This window comes from Mycobacterium sp. NGS39 (assembly GCF_059812765.1).
Map to the genome: position 1 here is coordinate 243,082 of NZ_JCALDH010000001.1, position 14,774 is coordinate 257,855.

Genomic DNA, 14,774 nt, shown 5'->3' on the forward strand with positions numbered 1-14,774 from the left:
TGAGGACGTTATGCGATGAGCGCTGCCGCCAGTGCCAGCATCGTGACCGCGATCAGCCCGTCGAGAACCCGCCACGCCTTGGCCGACGTGAACACGCTGCCCAGCCGGCGGGCACCGAATCCGAGCGTGGTGAACCACGCCGCGCTGCCGGCCATCGCACCCGCAGCGAAAAGCCAGCGGCCATCACGTTGTTCGTTGGCCAGCGCACCCAGCAACACCACAGTGTCGAGATAGACATGCGGGTTGAAAAACGTCAGCGCCAAGCAGGTGAGCACCACGCCGACCGCACGCTGCGGGCCCTGCTCTGACGGGGTAAGGGCGCTCGGGCGCAGTGCGCGCAGCGCCGCCAGGAGCCCGTAGCCGATCAGAAATACCGCGCCGCCGAATCGTGCGACCGTGACCGTCGACGGGTGCGCGGACACCACCACACCGAAGCCGGCGACGCCGGCGGCGATCAACACGACATCGGAGAGCGTGCATACGGCCACGACGGCCAGTACGTACTCGCCGCGGATTCCTTGGCGCAGGACGAACGCGTTCTGCGCGCCGATCGCCACGATGAGCGTCAAAGCCGTGGCAAAGCCCAGTATCAGCGCGGAGAACACCACCGCGACGCTAGGAAGCCGCAGCGCCAAAGTACAGCCGATTTCCGTCCGCCAGCCGTGCGCGTTCCTTGTCGTCACGAATCATGAAGAGCCGCATGGTCTTTCGGACGTAGGGGCGCCGGTCATCTTGCGTCGGCGCCGGCGGCTATCGAGTTGGTGGCGCCCGAGCCGCCGGATGGCGCCGCACACTGGCGATGGTGATATCGGCTCGACGCTGTCGGCGGTCCGTCGATCGAATTGTGACGCTTTCGTTTATGGGGATCAGCGGAAGCGTCGCTGGCGAATGTCTTGGTCGCTTCGTGGTCTACTTGCTGAGGCGTCAAAACCTGACTGGACGGAGGGCGGGCAGTGGCGGACGAAGCTGAAGCCCGTGGTGAGCGGGATGGCGCAGCAGAAATAGCGGTGGACACGCGGGTGCGGGTGTATCCCGGCACCGACGAAGAGGCGACGGGCGTGGTGGTCGAGGACTTCGGTGACGTGCCCGCGGAGGGTGTGGACATCGGTGGCCGCCATTTCGCGGGCCCACCCCGACGCTGGGCGGTGCGGCTCGACAATGGTGACTTGGTGTTCGTCCACACCCACCAACTCGCACCTGAAGGCTGACTCTCCACGGTGCCGGCAACCCGTTGAGCCGACGCGCACACTCGGCGCTCAGACGGGCAGAGTCTGCAGCCGCGAGCGGCCCACCAGCTTGCACTGGTGTGTGCGCGCCAGCATGATCGCCGCCGGGGTGAACTCCTGGTTGGACACCACCATCGTGGACGTGCAGCGGTGCAGCGCCGCGCCGGACACCACCTGCTGCACCGCGGCGGTGCCGACCGGGCGGTTGTGCCGTTTGCATTGAACGGCGATGCGTGTGCCGCCTTTTCGCGCGATGAGGTCCACTCCGAAATCACCCGTGGTTCGCGTCTCTGACACCCGATACCCCGCGGATCTGAACTTGGCCGCCACATACTTCTCGAATTCCAGACCGCTCATCGCATCGATGCGCCGCATACCCGACATCAGATAGAGGGCATCCCGCCAGCGCTTGGACACGATTGTGACCAGTCCTGCCGCGAGAAGGAAAAGGGCGACGAATACGGCTGCGCCCGAAAGGCTTCCGCTCGACCGGTAGCCGAATGCGAACACCACGCAGCATCCGACCACCAACGCCTTCTTCACGCCGGCCAACTTATCCGGGGACACCGACAAGCCATGGCGACGTTCCGCAGTGTGCTTGCCCGCGGCTACAGCGGAATCCAGATCCCGAAGAACCAGATGCCCCACTGATCGGCAGCCTGTTACGGATACCGCCCGCTATCGCGCTACTGACGCGGCACCGGCGTCTTCTTCGCGCACGCTCTCGCCGGTCTTGCCGATTCGGGCGTCGACGGAGTACGCACCGGCCCCGACGGCGAGCAGAAAAAGGCTGCCGCACAGCATCGCGAACTCCAGTCGGCCCTCGTGGAAGAAGTCCCACAGGCCGCGCTCGTGCGGATACAGCGCTGCTGCGCCCCACAGCAGCGGCACCTTGGTGATCAGCAGCGCACCGACCATGTCGACGATCATGGGCAGCACCGCCAGCCGGGTGAGCAGTCCGAGCAGAATAAAAACACCGCACCCGATCTCGAAACCCCCGTCCAGATAGGCGAAGAACGATGCTGCGGGGATGTCCACCCTGGCGAAACGCCCGGGCCCCAGCGCGTCTGGGCGCAAGAATTTCAGGACACCTTCACTGGCGAAGACCACCCCGACATAGAGGCGGATCAGTGCTACTGCGCCGGGCCCGCGGGTCGCGGTCAATCGGGCGAGCGGCAGCTCGTAGGAGTTCATCGGTGGCCTCTCGTGTCAGATCTGAGGCCGTCGACTGTGGCCCTGCAAGAGATAGCGGCCGCGGTTACACCGGCTGACCCGCGAATTATAAGCGGCCGCCGGTTAGTCGTCGAGTTCGCCGAGCACTCGCCGTTCGATGCCGGCGCGGGTCTGAGCGGGCAACGCAACGAGCCCGTCGAGTTCCTTGGCGGCGCGGTCGTAGGCGCGCCGGCGCTCCTCCGGGGTCGCCGCCGGATCCGCCGCGAGCCGCAGCAACTGCTGCGCGCGCCCCAGCCGCTGCCGGTCGTCGGGCGCAAAGTCGCTTCGCCGCCGCCTGATCGCCTCGGACTCCGCCACCTCGAAGGCGGTCACGTAGTCGCGCACGGCGTCGCTGTACCGCTGCTGGCTTTCCGGGTCGTCGAGGATGTCGTCGATGCCGTCGGGCCGGAGAAGTTGCGCACGCAGCTTTGCCTTATGGAACGCGACCGTCAGCGGGTCGCGCATATCGGTCATCATCGGAAAGTCGAGAAGCTTGACGGCGTCCAGCTCGTAGCTGAGCCACCGGGCATCGGTGCGGTCGTGTTCCTTGACCACGCGCGCGAGCTCGCGCCGGTACATCGCCCGGCGCCGGTCGGCCGCTGAGTTGTCCGGCGCTTCCGCAGAACGGCCGCGGTCGCGGTCGTCGCGATCGCGCAGCGCCCGCACCACCGCAGCGACAGCCCCGGCGACGGGCAAGAGCACCCACCAGAACTCCAGCAGGCGGAACACCGCACCCACATCGCCAGCATGCCACCGACACCGACGCGCAAGGTTCCAGCCGCTCCGGCCGGCTGGTCTGCCAGCCGATTCCCAGTCATTTCTGGCGTATTCGCAGAGTCAGCGAATGTGTCGCCACGGTGCTACCGTTTCGAGCCGATGAACCGCAGGGGCTTTCTGACCGGCTTAGCCGCTGCGCTCTTCTTACCGCCGTCATTGGCCACCGCCGCCGAGGTGCAGCGCTATCTGTTCGGCTCGTCCCCGCAACTGGCCGCCGCGAGCGCGCCGGCAGTGCCCGTGGCGCCTACGCAGGTTCTGCGCGCGGCGCCACCCGCAGCGGAGTCGCTGCTGCCGCCCCCCGCGCCCGCGAGCCGCGTCGCGCTGCCGGCACGCAGCGTGCTGTCGGTCCTTCCCGGCGACGGCGACCTGCTCGCGTTGACCGTCGACGACGGGGTCAGCACCGAAGTGGTGCGCCGCTACACCGAATTCGCCCGTGACACCGGTGTGCGGCTGACCTACTTCGTCAACGGCATCTACCAATCCTGGACCGACAACGCCCGGCTGCTGCGGCCACTGGTGGACTCAGGCCACATCCAGTTGGGCAACCACACGTGGTCGCATCCCGATCTCACCACGCTGAGCTCCGCACGGATCGCCGACGAGATCAACCGCAACCATGCGTTCCTGAAGAACACGTTCGGCGTCGACGCGCGGCCGTACCTGCGGCCGCCGTACGGCCGGCACAACCGCGCTGTCGAGGCGGTCGCCGCCGACCTGGGCTACACGATCACCACCATGTGGTCGGGCTCGCTGGCCGATTCCACCGTGGTCACCGAGGACTTCATCGTGAAGATGGCCGAGACCTACTTCCGTCCGCAGAACATCGTGATCGGACACCTCAACCACCTGCCGGTGACCGCTGTCTACGGGAAGCTGCTCGACGTCATCCGCAGCCGTCGCCTGCGCACCGTGACCTTCAATGACGTGTTCCTGCGCCCCCAAGAAACCAGATGACCGGCGGCATGCCGAGGTTTGCTGTACCCGGACGGCGGGTACCTTCCGGCCGCAGCTAGCCCCACACAGGAGGAGACCATGGCCGAGCCGGCCCGCACACATGTCGACGAGCCAGCGACCGAGGCGCTGAGCAGCGTTGGGCTTCTTCTGAACATGGTCGCCGTCATCGCCTTCGCGCTGTTCTTGGCCGGGCTTGCCATGGCCGGTCCGTCGCTCGCGATATCGGCCGGTGCCGTGGCGCTGGTGAGCTTTGCCGGCAGCTTGATGGCCTTGGTGGCTGACGGCCGCCGAATCGACGAGCAGGAGGTCGCCGCGGCGATGCGGCAATGACCCGGCTGCTGCTGTGGTGGCCGCCGGTCGCCGTGGCGGCGATGTTGCTTCTCGGTTGGGCGGTGGGCAAGCGCTCCACCGCAGTGGACGACTGGTTCCTGCACGATCTGCGTCGGGCGCTCGCGATGAGGCCCGTTGCGCTGCTGGTGTTCACCGACTGGCCGTTCCTCGGCGTGGTGCTCGCGGCCTGCGCGGCGGTGGCGCTCTACCGGCGGCGGTGGCAGCTGGCGGCCGTGGTCACGGTGAGTCCCGTGGTGGCGATCATCCTCGTCCAGGTGCTCAAACGGCTCTTCGGCCGGCATAAGGGCGGCGCGCTCGCCTACCCGAGCGGGCACGTCACCCTGCTCGTCGTTGTGATGGGCGCACTTCTACTGGTCGCCGGTGCGCGATGGTGGGCGTTGACCGCGGCGCTCATCGCGACCCTGCTCGGGGCGGCGGGTGTGGTGCTGTGCGGTTACCACTACGTCACCGACGCGATCGGGGCCGCCCTGTTGGGCACTGCACTGCTCTGCATCGCCGCGCGGCTCAGCGGCAGCCCGTCGGCAGTCGACCCGCCACGCGAGCCGACGGCCGAACCGCAGCCGAGATACCCTTGAAGCAAACGTATTTCGCATTTCGCTTTCCAGGAACAGCTGCCTCGTGATCAGAAACCACAGCCTGCGGGTCTTGGCCGTCGCCGCGGTCATCGTGATGTCGGCGATCTCGATCACCGTGGCGAGCGCGATGCTGCTGCGTTGCACGACGGACTGTTCTGCAACCGTCGGCGGAACCGCCGCCACGCCGTCGCCTGCCCCTGCGCTGATCACGATCACGCCGGGGCGTGACGCCCGCAACGTCGATCCTCTTGCACCCGTGACGGTGAGCGCCGCGAACGGGACGCTGGTGAGCGTGCGGATGGTCAACGACGCCGGCAAGCCGATCGATGGCATCATGACTCCGGACAACACGACGTGGAAGCCTGCGGTGCCACTGGGATATGGCCGCACATATACGATTACGGCCACCGGCCGCGGCGCCGGCGGGGTGCCCAGCACCGTAGTGTCGACGTTCACCACGTTGACTCCGGGCAATCAGGCCAAGGTCTATCTCGACACCACTTCCGGTGCGGCGCTGCAAGACGGCGGTGTCTACGGGGTCGGAATCGTCGTGGTGGCGCACTTCGACGAACCGATCTCCGACCGCGCCGCCGCGGAACGACGGCTGACCGTCACCACCTCCCCCCCGGTGACCGGATCGTGGTATTGGGTCGACGACCAGAATGCCCACTGGCGCCCCGAGCACTACTACGCGCCTGGCACGAAAGTGACTGTGGCTGCGAACATTTACGGCGCCGCGCTGGGCAACGGCCTCTACGGTCAAGAAGACGCCCACGTGACGTTCTCCATCGGCGACGCGCACATCTCCATCGCCGACGACAACACCAAGCAGGTCAGCGTTTACGAAAACGGCAAGCTGGTGCGCACCATGCCCACCTCGATGGGCATGGGCGGCACCCAGCAGATCGGCGGCCGCACCCTGTCGTTCTGGACCCCACCGGGGATCTACACCGTGCTGGACAAAGGCAACCCGGTGATCATGGACTCCTCGACATTCGGCCTGCCGATCAATTCGCGGCTCGGCTACCGCGAAACCATCAAGTACGCCACCCGCATCAGCATCGACGGCATCTACTTGCACGAGCTGGACAGCACCGTGTGGGCCCAAGGCAGCACCGACACGTCGCACGGCTGTCTGAACCTCAACGCGGACAACGCAATATGGTTCTACAACTTTTCTCGGCCCGGCGACGTGGTGGAGGTCCGCAACACCGGCGGACCTCCGCTGAGGATCGAGCAGAACGGCGACTGGACCGTTCCGTGGGACCAGTGGCGCAAAGGCAGCGCCCTGCACTGACCGTTCGTAGCGCCACGAAAGATCGTGCGCTACAACCATATTCGCGCTACGGCGTGGATCCCGGGCGTTTGAGCGTCTCCCAGTCGTGTTCGGTTTCGAGCTGTGCGATGCGTTCGGCGGTCCGCTCCCGAAGAAACCAGGTGAATCCGATACCGCACACGATCCCGACGACCAGGGCTATCCAGGAGAACCGGGAGAGCCAGTGTTCGGCTGCCAGGCCCGCGAAATAGACGACAGCGGTTGTGCCGCCGGCCCAGCACACTGCACCGGTGGCGTTGGCCGCCAGGAATCGTCGGTACGGCATGTGCAGCGCGCCGGCCAGCGGGCCGGCCAGGATGCGTAACAGCGCGATGAAACGCCCGAAGAACACTGCCCACACACCCCAGCGCGCGAACAGATGCTTGGCCAGCGCCACATGCCCCGGCCCGAAATGTTTCGGGAAGCGATTTCCCATCCGTTCGAAAAGCGGCATGCCGAACCGGCGACCGATCGTGTAACCGATGGTGTCGCCGACGATCGCCCCGACGGTGGCGGCCGCGCCGACCGCGACCGGGTTGATGTCCAGCGCGTGTCGCGAGGCCAGGAACGCCGCGCTGACCAGCGTGATCTCGCCGGGCAGCGGGACGCCGAGACTTTCGATGCCGATGACGCCGCCGACGAGCAGATACACCGCCAGGGGCGGAATCGACTGCAGCAGCTCGGCGACATTCACGGTGCCTACAATGCCGCATTGCGACGCATTCGCAGTCGATTACACCCCTAGACTGACGGCCATGACGTATGTCGCTCGTGCGATCGCGGTGGTCGGCTGATGGCCGACAACGACGACCCGGTCACCATCCTTTCCGTCAGCGAATGCTGGGAGCTGCTGGCCAGTGTGCCGCTGGGCCGCCTGGTCACCACTGTCGACGGGCGTGCGGAGATCTTTCCGGTGAACTACGCCGTGCAAGACCGCACGGTGCTGTTCCGCACCGCCGAGGGCACCAAGCTGGTCAGCGCCGCGATCAACAACCAGGTGCTCTTCGAGGCCGACGATCACGGCCCGGCGCAAGGGTGGAGCGTGATCGTCAGAGGCACCGCCCGTACGGTGCGCGACGACGCGGACGTCGAGAAGGCCGACCAAGCACAGCTACAGAGTTGGACGGCAACGGAGAAGACGCACTATGTGCGTGTGTTGCCGACCGCGGTCACCGGCCGGCGGTTCCGGTTCGGCTCGAGCGCAAAGTCGCGCCCGAGCTGACCGTCAGTTCGTGATGAATGCCAGCCCCGCGATCCCGACGACGTAGAGCACCAGCACGGTGATCGAGTCCACGCCCATGCGCAGCCACTGCCGCTGCGGGCGAAAAACCAAGCCGCACATGTACACAACGGTGAGCAGACCGGCTAGGGCGGTGAGGTAGATGTCGCTGTGATGTGCCAGCGGCAAGACGGCCGAGCCGGACAACAACGACGCCAACAGGAACAGCACCGGCAGAAAGGCGTTGCCGCCGAAGATGTCGCTGACGGCCAGCTTGTAGTCACCGAGACGGGTGGAGGCCAGACCGGTGGACAGTTCGGGCAGCGCCGTCGCAGCGGCGAGGACGGTGGCGCCGAACACGACTCCCGACATGCCCCAGCGGCCGAACACCTCTTCACCGCTGCGTTCGATCAGCACACCGGCCACCAGCGTCGCGACCGCGGAAGCGGTGAAAACCAACACCGCGCGACGAGTGCTCACCCCCTGCCGGGTGGCCTGATCTTCCTTGGTGGCCACCGAATGTCCGCGCGGATGGTCCTGGCTGCCCGGGGCGTGGCCGCTTTGGTGCCAGGGCAGGCCCTGGTCGGCGCGGCGCAACAGCACCAGACCCACCACCCATAAGACGAGGATCAGCACCCCGCCGGGCGTCAGCCGCCACACCATCAGCGTGCGCGGCAGCTGCGTCGACATCACCACGACCACCAGCATCGCCACCACCAGCGCGCCTTCCAAGACCAACGTCAGCGACGCCGCCAAGTACGTCAGCGGTTTCCGCGGCCGCACCCCCGCGGCATCCAGGGCTACCAGCACTACGGTCTGAAGTGCGATGCCGCCCAAGATGTTTCCTACCGCGACGTCGAGCTGGTGGGCGAGCGACGCGCTCGCGGTGATCGCGATCTCGGGCAGGTTGGTCGCGATGGCCAGCAGAATCACCCCGCCCATCGCCGATCCGAGGTGCCATCGCTGCGACAGCACGTCGGTCATGTCCGACAGCTTGATTCCCGCGAACCAGATGACAGCGGCGCACGCCACGAAGATCGCCAGCAGTGCAAGCGACGGCAACGACGTCACCCTGGCGCTCCTCGGTCCTGCTTCGGTTTGGTCGCGGCTGTACCGGCCGTGTCTTCGGCATGCCCGACCCGCGGCGTTCTCAACCGCTGCGCCACAAGTTGCCAGCGAGTTGCCAGACTGGCGGGCCGCGCTACTTCGCCGGAGCCGTCAGGTCGTAATAGGTGACGCCGTCGGCGGTGACTGCGGTGAAGTGCTGCTTGACCCACGCCCCGATCTTGTCGGCTTCCGTCTCGCCGTCGCGTCGTTGCGGTCCGTCACTGTCGCCTTCTCCGGGTCCGGGGTTGCGGCCCTCGAGGTAGTAGTCGATCTGCTGGGCGGCGACGTACTGCTGGAATTGGGCCAGCGTGGGCGACGGGTCCCGGCCCATGAAGCCGCCGATCGGCATGACCGGTTCGCGGGTGGCGAGCTGATAACCGGCTGCCGAGTTTGCGCCGTCGGTCGCCGCCACCCATCGGTATCCGGTGTCGCCAGACAGCAGCGCCACCACCGCAGCACTGACTTGTTCACCCCTTCCGCCGGGGCGGCCTTCTGGTCCGCGCATCCCGGCTGGGCCGGGGCCGCCGAAGCCGCGCGATCCCTGCACCGACGGCCCAGCCGTCACGACGCCACCGCTGTGCGACGAACTGACCGTCTGAACGCAATAGGCGAGCGGGCCCGCCACCGCCGCGAGCGTCGCCACCGCCGCCGCCCACCGCGCCATTCGGCCCGATATCCGGCCGCGGCCGCGAATCACGCTGATCGCCAACACAATCGACGCGGCCGCACCCGCTGCCAGCACGGCCCAGCGCAACGGGGGCACGAAAGCGGGCGATCGGGAAAGTAAGACCCACGACCATACGGCGGTCAGCACCGTTGTACCGGCGAGAACCACGGCAGCCCAACGGTTTTCACGATACGCCCACAGGTCGATCAGCCCGATACCCACGAGCGCGGCAATCGCCGGCGCCAGCTCCACGGTGTAGTAGTCGTGGAACATCCCGGACATGAAGCTCAGCACCGCGCCTGCGCCCACCAGCCAGGCACCCCACATCAGGTACTGCGCGCGGCGTTGGTCGGTACGAGAGGCGCGCCCGCACAAGACGAGTCCCGCAGCCACGAAGACCAGCGCCGCCGGCAGCAGCCACGAAATCTGACCGCCGGCCGCGCCGCTGAAAAGACGGGTCAGTCCGGCCGACGAACCGAAGGCGCCATGGCCCGACGGTGGACCGTCGGGACCGCCTGGCGGTGCAGCGCCGGGCATGCCGTGTCCGCGGCCCAGCAGCCGGGACAGGCCGTTGTAGCCCAGCGTCAGGTTCAGGAAGCTGTTGTCGGTCGAGCCGCCGATGTACGGGCGATCCGAGGCCGGCGTCATCGACACCAGCAGCACCCACCACCCGGCGCTGACGACCATCGCGAGCAGCCCGGCGCCCAGTTGCAGCAGCCGCACCCGCAACCGGGGCGGCCCGGCCACCAGATAGGCGAGCGCGAAGGCGGGCACCACCAACATCACCTGCAGCTGCTTGGTCAAAAAGCCCAGACCGACGAGAGCACCACACAGCACCAGCCAGCGGGTGCGGCCGTCGGACACCGCGCGCATCAGCGCCCACGCCGACGCGATCGTCAAGAACACCAGCAGCGCGTCGGGGTTGTTGTAGCGGAACATCAGCGTCGCGACAGGCGTGAGCGCCAGCGCGGCCCCGGCGATGAGGCCGGCCGCCGGCCCGAAATTCCGTTTGACGATCGCGTACAGCAGCGCGACCGACGCCACCCCCAAAAGCACCTCCGGCAGCAACATCGACCAGGTGTTGAGCCCGAAGATGCGGCCGCTGATCTCCATGGGCCACAGCGATGCCGGCGGCTTGTCGACGGTGATCGAGTTGCCGGCGTCAGACGACCCGAACAGGAAGGCCTTCCAGCTCTTGGTGCCTGCTTGCACCGCGGCCGCGTAGAACGCGTTCGCCCAGCCCATGCGGCCCAGGCCGATGCACCAGAACCCGGCAGTCGCGACGAGCAGCGCCGTGAGCGCGGGCGTCGCCCAGCGCGGATTCGGCGGCGCGGCGTCGACCGCGGAAGGTGTGTCGACGGTTCGGCCGGGGGTCAGCGCGGTCGCGGTCATGCAGATCGCTCCTGGGTAGGCGCGGACGGTGATCGGCGGCGCGGATGAAACACCCAGCCGCGCAACAGCACGAACCGCACGACGGTCGCCACGAGGTTCGCGACGACCACGGCGGCCAACTCGACATTGCGGGAGGGGTCGCCCACAGCCTGCAACGCGGCGAGCGCGCCGCTGGTGATCGCCAGCGCGATGCCGAACACGATCAGCCCCTCGACGTGGTGGCGACCGGCATTGCCGCGCCCGCGGACCCCGAAGGTGAACCGACGGTTGGCTGCCGTGTTGGCCACAGCCGTCACGAGCAGCGCGATCAGGTTCGCCACCTGTGCGCCCATCGCGGCGTGCAGCGCGGTGAACAGCACCACATACGCGATGGTGCTGGCCACGCCGACCGCGCAGAACCTGACCGCCTGGCGCAGTAGCGATTCCGGTGGCGCTGAGTGTGCCGAACCCAGCTGCGCAGCGATCTCGGCGATCGGAATCGCGCCGGTGGCAAAGCCTTTCGCCAACCGAGCGACACCTTTGAGGTCTGCTGCGGCGGTGGCGAGGATGTCGACGCGGCTGTCGGGGTCGTCGACCCAGTCCACAGGAACCTCGTGGATCCGCAGCCCGGCGCGTTCGGCGAGCACCAGCAGCTCGGTGTCGAAGAACCAGCCGGTGTCGATCACATGGGGCAACAGCTCACGCGCAACGTCGGCGCGAATCGCCTTGAACCCGCACTGGGCGTCCGAAAACCTAGCCGCCAGAGTCGATTTGAGGATGAAGTTGTAGCAGCGGGAGATCACCTCCCGCTTGGCGCCGCGGATCACACGCGAGCCGCGGCTCAGCCGGGTGCCGATCGCGACGTCGGAGTGACCCGAAATCAGCGGCGCGACAAGCGGCGCCAACGCGGTCAGGTCGGTGGACAGGTCGACGTCCATGTACGCCAGCACCGGCGCGTCAGACGTCGACCACACATGGTGCAGCGCGCGGCCACGCCCCTTCTTCTCGAGCCGGACCACGCGCACGTCGTCGAGTTCGGCGGCCAGCTGGGCGGCGATCCGCGGCGTCTCGTCGACGCTGGCATTGTCGGCGATCGTGATGCGCACCGGGATGCGGAAGTGCTCGTGCAGGTATCGGTGCAGCCGGCGGATCGAGCCCGCCAGTGCCGCCTGCTCGTTGTACACCGGCACCACCACGTCCAGCACCGGAGTGCCGGCCGCGCGAGCGAGCTGCACGGCGTCGGGCCGCGACGCGAAGACCCGACGACCCTGATCCACCGGATCGGCGGGCATCGGAAAGAGATCCATCACGGTGTCCGTCATGGCTCTCATCGTCAGTGCCGACGGTGGGTGCAGCGTGGGGGATCGCTATGCGTCAGCTGTGAAAACAGCGGCTCACGACGTCGACCGGTACAGCTGTACGAGATCCCCGTAACCGCACACTTCGGCAAATGCCAGTTCGCCCTCGCGGTCTGGCTCTTCGAGTTCGTGCATCCATTGCCGAAGCAATGCGCTGCCGGCGTGGTGCAGCTCGGCGTCGGTGTCGGTCTGGGCGGACAGCAGTTCGAGCCGGTGCAGGTATCGGTCGGCGACCGCCAATCGGTGCACTTCGGTCACCAGGTCGACGGCCTCCCCGGCCCACACCCTGATCACCCGGCGGTACGCGGTGAGCTGGTGCACCGGCAGTCCCGCGGACCGCAACTCGTCGCGGGCATCAGCCAGGGTGGCCAGCACGTCGCGGCGACGAGACTTCAGGGCTTCGCGGGCCAGCCTCAGTTCGGCCTCGAATTGTGCGCCGGGCATCGGGGCGGACGGTTCGGTGGCCGGCGCGAAGATCGCGGGGGCGACGTCGACCTTGGCCCATTCGCCGAAGCTTTCCGCCCAGGTCCCGAATTCGCCTGCTACGACGTTCAATTCAGCGCGATGCCGATCGAGGTGGGCAGCGAACTCGCGCCGGTCCTGGGCGGCCATCAGGCGCGCCGCCTTGACGACCTCGCCGGTCAGTGCTCGGTGGGATCTCACGATGGCCAGCAGCCTGTCGCGTCCCCGATCGCGTCGCCGGTTCACGTGTCGATCCTGCCAGGCGCCCGTCGGAGCATGCGCTGGGTTTGCGCAGCAGGGCGCCGCAGCCCAAGTGACGGTCCCGTGCGGGCGCGGTCGGGGCTGCGGCGCGGACTGCGTGATCGTGTTCGGGCCATCGTCAGGCGTTGATGGCCTTCTGCTCGCCGGCCTCGATGGAGATCTTGCGCGGCTTGGCTTGGGCGGCCACCGGGATGGTCAGCCGCAGCACCCCATCGGTGTACTCAGCGGCGACGTGGTCTGCGTCGAGGTTGTTGCCAAGGTAGATCTGCCTGCTGAACACGCCATGCGGGCGTTCGGCGACCAACCAGTTCCGGCCGTCGTTGTGCTGGGGCCGCTCGGCACGGACAGTGAGTACGTTGTTGTCGACGGTCACATCGAGCGATTCGGCGTCGATGCCCGGCAGGTCGAGTTCGACGACGAACTTGCCGTCCTCACCCCACGCGTCCATGGGCAGCGCCACCGGTCGGCCCGGAGCGCCCAGCGAACCCCATACCTGCTGCGTCAAGCGGTCGATATCGCGGAAGAACGGATCGAACCAGAGCATGGTGTTCACCTCCTTGCCGAACTCGTCGGATGTACTTTTTCTGCCACAGAAAACGACTGCGACTGCGCTCGTATTTCCGTCCGCGCATCGAGTGGGCAGGCGAATTCGGTTCGGCACCAATGTCATCCGCGCAACCACTGCGGCCCCGAGTAGCCCTCCCAAGGGTTGTAGTCGGCCAACAGCTCTTCTTGCGGCGGCCGCTGCGCTGGCGGCACATGCTGCAGGTTGATCCTGACCCGGTACCAGATCGAGCTGGGTCCGCGCATGCCGTCGACGAGCACGTCGGGCGGCTGCAGTCGCGCCGCCGCCTCGGGATGCCGGTTCCGCCAGGTGTCCAGTGCGGCCAACGCCTCGTCCTTGGTCTTGGTCCGCGCCACCTCGATCAGCGGCATCGTCGAGCGGCGGCGGCCGGAGCCGCCCGCGCCCTTCGGGGGCTTCTCAGCCGGGCCCAACCTCTCGGCCAGCTGCAGCAGCTCTTCCAAAGAGCCTGTGGTGCCGTCCATTTCGGCCCACGGGTCACCGATGTCGGCGAACCGCGCGGGCACCGTGTCCACCGTGAACGCCTCAGGGCGGACCGTGGGCACCTCGTCCCAGAACAGCGGCGTCGACACCCTGGCGTCCGGGGTGGCCCGCACCGAGTACGCCGAGGCGGTCGTGCGGTCTTTGGCGTTCTGGTTGAAGTCGACGAACACGCCTTGGCGTTCCTCTTTCCACCACCGGCTGGTGGCCAAATCCGGTGCCCGCCGCTCGACCTCGCGGGCGACGGCTTCGGCGGCAAGGCGCACCTGCCGGTACGGCCAGTGCGGCGCAATTCGGGCGTAGACGTGAAAGCCGCGTGAGCCGGACGTCTTCGGCCAGCCTGTCAGGCCGTGGTCGGCCAGCACCTCGCGGACCACCAGCGAAACGTCGACGATCTGCTGCCACGCCACGCCCGGCACCGGGTCCAGGTCGATGCGCAACTCGTCGGGGTGCTCGAGGTCACCGGAGCGCACCGGATGCGGATTGAAGTCCACGCAACCGAGGTTGACCGCCCATGCCAGGCCGGCGGCGTCGTGGATCACCGCTTCCTTGGCCGACGTGCCCGAGGCGTACTTGAGCTCGGCCACGTCGATCCACTCCGGCCGCTTCTCGGGAGCGCGCTTCTGGAAGATCGCTTCCTCGGTGAGCCCCTTGACGAACCGCTTGAGAATCATCGGCCGGTCCGCGACGCCCCGCAGCGCGCCGTCGGCCACCGACAGGTAGTAGTCGATCAGGTCGAGCTTGGTGCGAGCGGGATGGTCGTCGGTGGGCGGGAAGACGACCTTGTCCGGATGCGTGATTGCGACCCGGCGGCCGGCCACCTCCAACGTCATCGGGCCGGCCATATCGCCATCGT

At 67.5% G+C, this 14,774-nt stretch carries 17 protein-coding genes; 6 read left to right on the forward strand and 11 right to left on the reverse strand.

Features of this window, described 5'->3' with window-relative positions:
• Positions 1-8: 8 nt before the first annotated feature.
• A complete protein-coding gene (locus tag AC5Y39_RS01195) occupies positions 9-605 on the reverse strand; it encodes a LysE/ArgO family amino acid transporter (RefSeq protein ID WP_500016115.1) in 597 nt (198 codons plus the stop codon).
• A gap of 348 nt (positions 606-953) precedes the next feature.
• Here AC5Y39_RS01195 and AC5Y39_RS01200 point away from each other — a divergent pair, with 348 nt between their 5' ends.
• Positions 954-1,208, forward strand: a complete 255-nt coding sequence (locus AC5Y39_RS01200; protein ID WP_500015899.1) for a hypothetical protein — start codon at positions 954-956, stop codon at positions 1,206-1,208.
• A 48-nt stretch (positions 1,209-1,256) separates the two neighbouring features.
• Here AC5Y39_RS01200 and AC5Y39_RS01205 read toward each other — a convergent pair whose 3' ends face one another.
• The 3 genes from AC5Y39_RS01205 to AC5Y39_RS01215 form a co-directional block, all read right to left on the reverse strand.
• Entirely contained in the window at positions 1,257-1,769 is a 513-nt protein-coding gene (locus AC5Y39_RS01205; RefSeq protein ID WP_500015900.1) for a restriction endonuclease, read from the reverse strand.
• 135 nt (positions 1,770-1,904) lie between these two features.
• Positions 1,905-2,420 (reverse strand): DoxX family protein, encoded by a 516-nt coding sequence (locus tag AC5Y39_RS01210; protein WP_500015901.1) that lies wholly within the window; start codon positions 2,418-2,420, stop codon positions 1,905-1,907.
• A 102-nt stretch (positions 2,421-2,522) separates the two neighbouring features.
• The gene (locus AC5Y39_RS01215) at positions 2,523-3,176 is read right to left on the reverse strand and encodes a hypothetical protein (RefSeq protein WP_500015902.1); all 654 of its coding nucleotides are present in this window, start codon (positions 3,174-3,176) and stop codon (positions 2,523-2,525) included.
• Between the two features lie 138 nt (positions 3,177-3,314).
• Here AC5Y39_RS01215 and AC5Y39_RS01220 point away from each other — a divergent pair, with 138 nt between their 5' ends.
• The 4 genes from AC5Y39_RS01220 to AC5Y39_RS01235 all read left to right on the forward strand — a co-directional run bounded on the left by AC5Y39_RS01220 (position 3,315) and on the right by AC5Y39_RS01235 (position 6,392).
• Positions 3,315-4,169, forward strand: coding sequence for a polysaccharide deacetylase family protein (locus tag AC5Y39_RS01220; protein WP_500015903.1), 855 nt, complete (start codon positions 3,315-3,317; stop codon positions 4,167-4,169).
• Between the two features lie 78 nt (positions 4,170-4,247).
• On the forward strand, positions 4,248-4,499 hold the full coding sequence (locus tag AC5Y39_RS01225) for a hypothetical protein (protein ID WP_500015904.1): 252 nt from the start codon (positions 4,248-4,250) through the stop codon (positions 4,497-4,499).
• Complete coding sequence (locus tag AC5Y39_RS01230) at positions 4,496-5,095, forward strand: phosphatase PAP2 family protein (RefSeq protein WP_500015905.1); 600 nt, start codon at positions 4,496-4,498, stop codon at positions 5,093-5,095. Before AC5Y39_RS01225 ends, AC5Y39_RS01230 begins: the two co-directional genes overlap by 4 nt.
• 127 nt (positions 5,096-5,222) lie before the next feature.
• Entirely contained in the window at positions 5,223-6,392 is a 1,170-nt protein-coding gene (locus AC5Y39_RS01235) for a L,D-transpeptidase (RefSeq protein ID WP_500016116.1), read from the forward strand.
• 46 nt (positions 6,393-6,438) lie between these two features.
• Here AC5Y39_RS01235 and AC5Y39_RS01240 read toward each other — a convergent pair whose 3' ends face one another.
• The gene (locus AC5Y39_RS01240; RefSeq protein ID WP_500015906.1) at positions 6,439-7,104 is read right to left on the reverse strand and encodes a DedA family protein; all 666 of its coding nucleotides are present in this window, start codon (positions 7,102-7,104) and stop codon (positions 6,439-6,441) included.
• 99 nt (positions 7,105-7,203) lie between these two features.
• Here AC5Y39_RS01240 and AC5Y39_RS01245 point away from each other — a divergent pair, with 99 nt between their 5' ends.
• Positions 7,204-7,632, forward strand: a complete 429-nt coding sequence (locus AC5Y39_RS01245) for a pyridoxamine 5'-phosphate oxidase family protein (protein ID WP_500015907.1) — start codon at positions 7,204-7,206, stop codon at positions 7,630-7,632.
• A 3-nt stretch (positions 7,633-7,635) separates the two neighbouring features.
• Here AC5Y39_RS01245 and AC5Y39_RS01250 read toward each other — a convergent pair whose 3' ends face one another.
• The 6 genes from AC5Y39_RS01250 to AC5Y39_RS01275 all read right to left on the reverse strand — a co-directional run bounded on the left by AC5Y39_RS01250 (position 7,636) and on the right by AC5Y39_RS01275 (position 14,763).
• Positions 7,636-8,700 (reverse strand): sodium:calcium antiporter, encoded by a 1,065-nt coding sequence (locus tag AC5Y39_RS01250; RefSeq protein ID WP_500015908.1) that lies wholly within the window; start codon positions 8,698-8,700, stop codon positions 7,636-7,638.
• Positions 8,701-8,830: 130 nt separating this feature from the next.
• Positions 8,831-10,795, reverse strand: coding sequence for an ArnT family glycosyltransferase (locus AC5Y39_RS01255; protein ID WP_500015909.1), 1,965 nt, complete (start codon positions 10,793-10,795; stop codon positions 8,831-8,833).
• Positions 10,792-12,081 carry a bifunctional glycosyltransferase family 2/GtrA family protein gene (locus AC5Y39_RS01260; protein WP_500016117.1) on the reverse strand — a complete coding sequence of 430 codons (1,290 nt, stop codon included), beginning with the start codon at positions 12,079-12,081 and terminating at the stop codon, positions 10,792-10,794. Before AC5Y39_RS01260 ends, AC5Y39_RS01255 begins: the two co-directional genes overlap by 4 nt.
• An 87-nt stretch (positions 12,082-12,168) precedes the next feature.
• Positions 12,169-12,840 carry a hypothetical protein gene (locus AC5Y39_RS01265; RefSeq protein WP_500015910.1) on the reverse strand — a complete coding sequence of 224 codons (672 nt, stop codon included), beginning with the start codon at positions 12,838-12,840 and terminating at the stop codon, positions 12,169-12,171.
• 133 nt (positions 12,841-12,973) lie between these two features.
• Positions 12,974-13,408: an Hsp20/alpha crystallin family protein gene (locus AC5Y39_RS01270; protein WP_500015911.1), complete on the reverse strand. Its 435-nt coding sequence runs from the start codon at positions 13,406-13,408 to the stop codon at positions 12,974-12,976.
• Between the two features lie 113 nt (positions 13,409-13,521).
• A complete protein-coding gene (locus tag AC5Y39_RS01275) occupies positions 13,522-14,763 on the reverse strand; it encodes a DNA polymerase domain-containing protein (protein ID WP_500015912.1) in 1,242 nt (413 codons plus the stop codon).
• Positions 14,764-14,774 lie beyond the last annotated feature (11 nt).

Excerpts from the sequence above, each read along its gene's own strand:
- AC5Y39_RS01230 (WP_500015905.1), top strand. The coding sequence starts at position 4,496 with ATGACCCGGCTGCTGCTGTGGTGGCCGCCGGTCGCCGTGGCGGCGATG.
- AC5Y39_RS01255 (WP_500015909.1), bottom strand. The coding sequence starts at position 10,795 with ATGACCGCGACCGCGCTGACCCCCGGCCGAACCGTCGACACACCTTCC.
- AC5Y39_RS01225 (WP_500015904.1), top strand. The coding sequence starts at position 4,248 with ATGGCCGAGCCGGCCCGCACACATGTCGACGAGCCAGCGACCGAGGCG.
- AC5Y39_RS01210 (WP_500015901.1), bottom strand. The coding sequence starts at position 2,420 with ATGAACTCCTACGAGCTGCCGCTCGCCCGATTGACCGCGACCCGCGGG.
- AC5Y39_RS01245 (WP_500015907.1), top strand. The coding sequence starts at position 7,204 with ATGGCCGACAACGACGACCCGGTCACCATCCTTTCCGTCAGCGAATGC.
- AC5Y39_RS01220 (WP_500015903.1), top strand. The coding sequence starts at position 3,315 with ATGAACCGCAGGGGCTTTCTGACCGGCTTAGCCGCTGCGCTCTTCTTA.
- AC5Y39_RS01235 (WP_500016116.1), top strand. The coding sequence starts at position 5,223 with ATGCTGCTGCGTTGCACGACGGACTGTTCTGCAACCGTCGGCGGAACC.
- AC5Y39_RS01275 (WP_500015912.1), bottom strand. The coding sequence starts at position 14,763 with ATGGCCGGCCCGATGACGTTGGAGGTGGCCGGCCGCCGGGTCGCAATC.
- AC5Y39_RS01260 (WP_500016117.1), bottom strand. The coding sequence starts at position 12,081 with ATGGATCTCTTTCCGATGCCCGCCGATCCGGTGGATCAGGGTCGTCGG.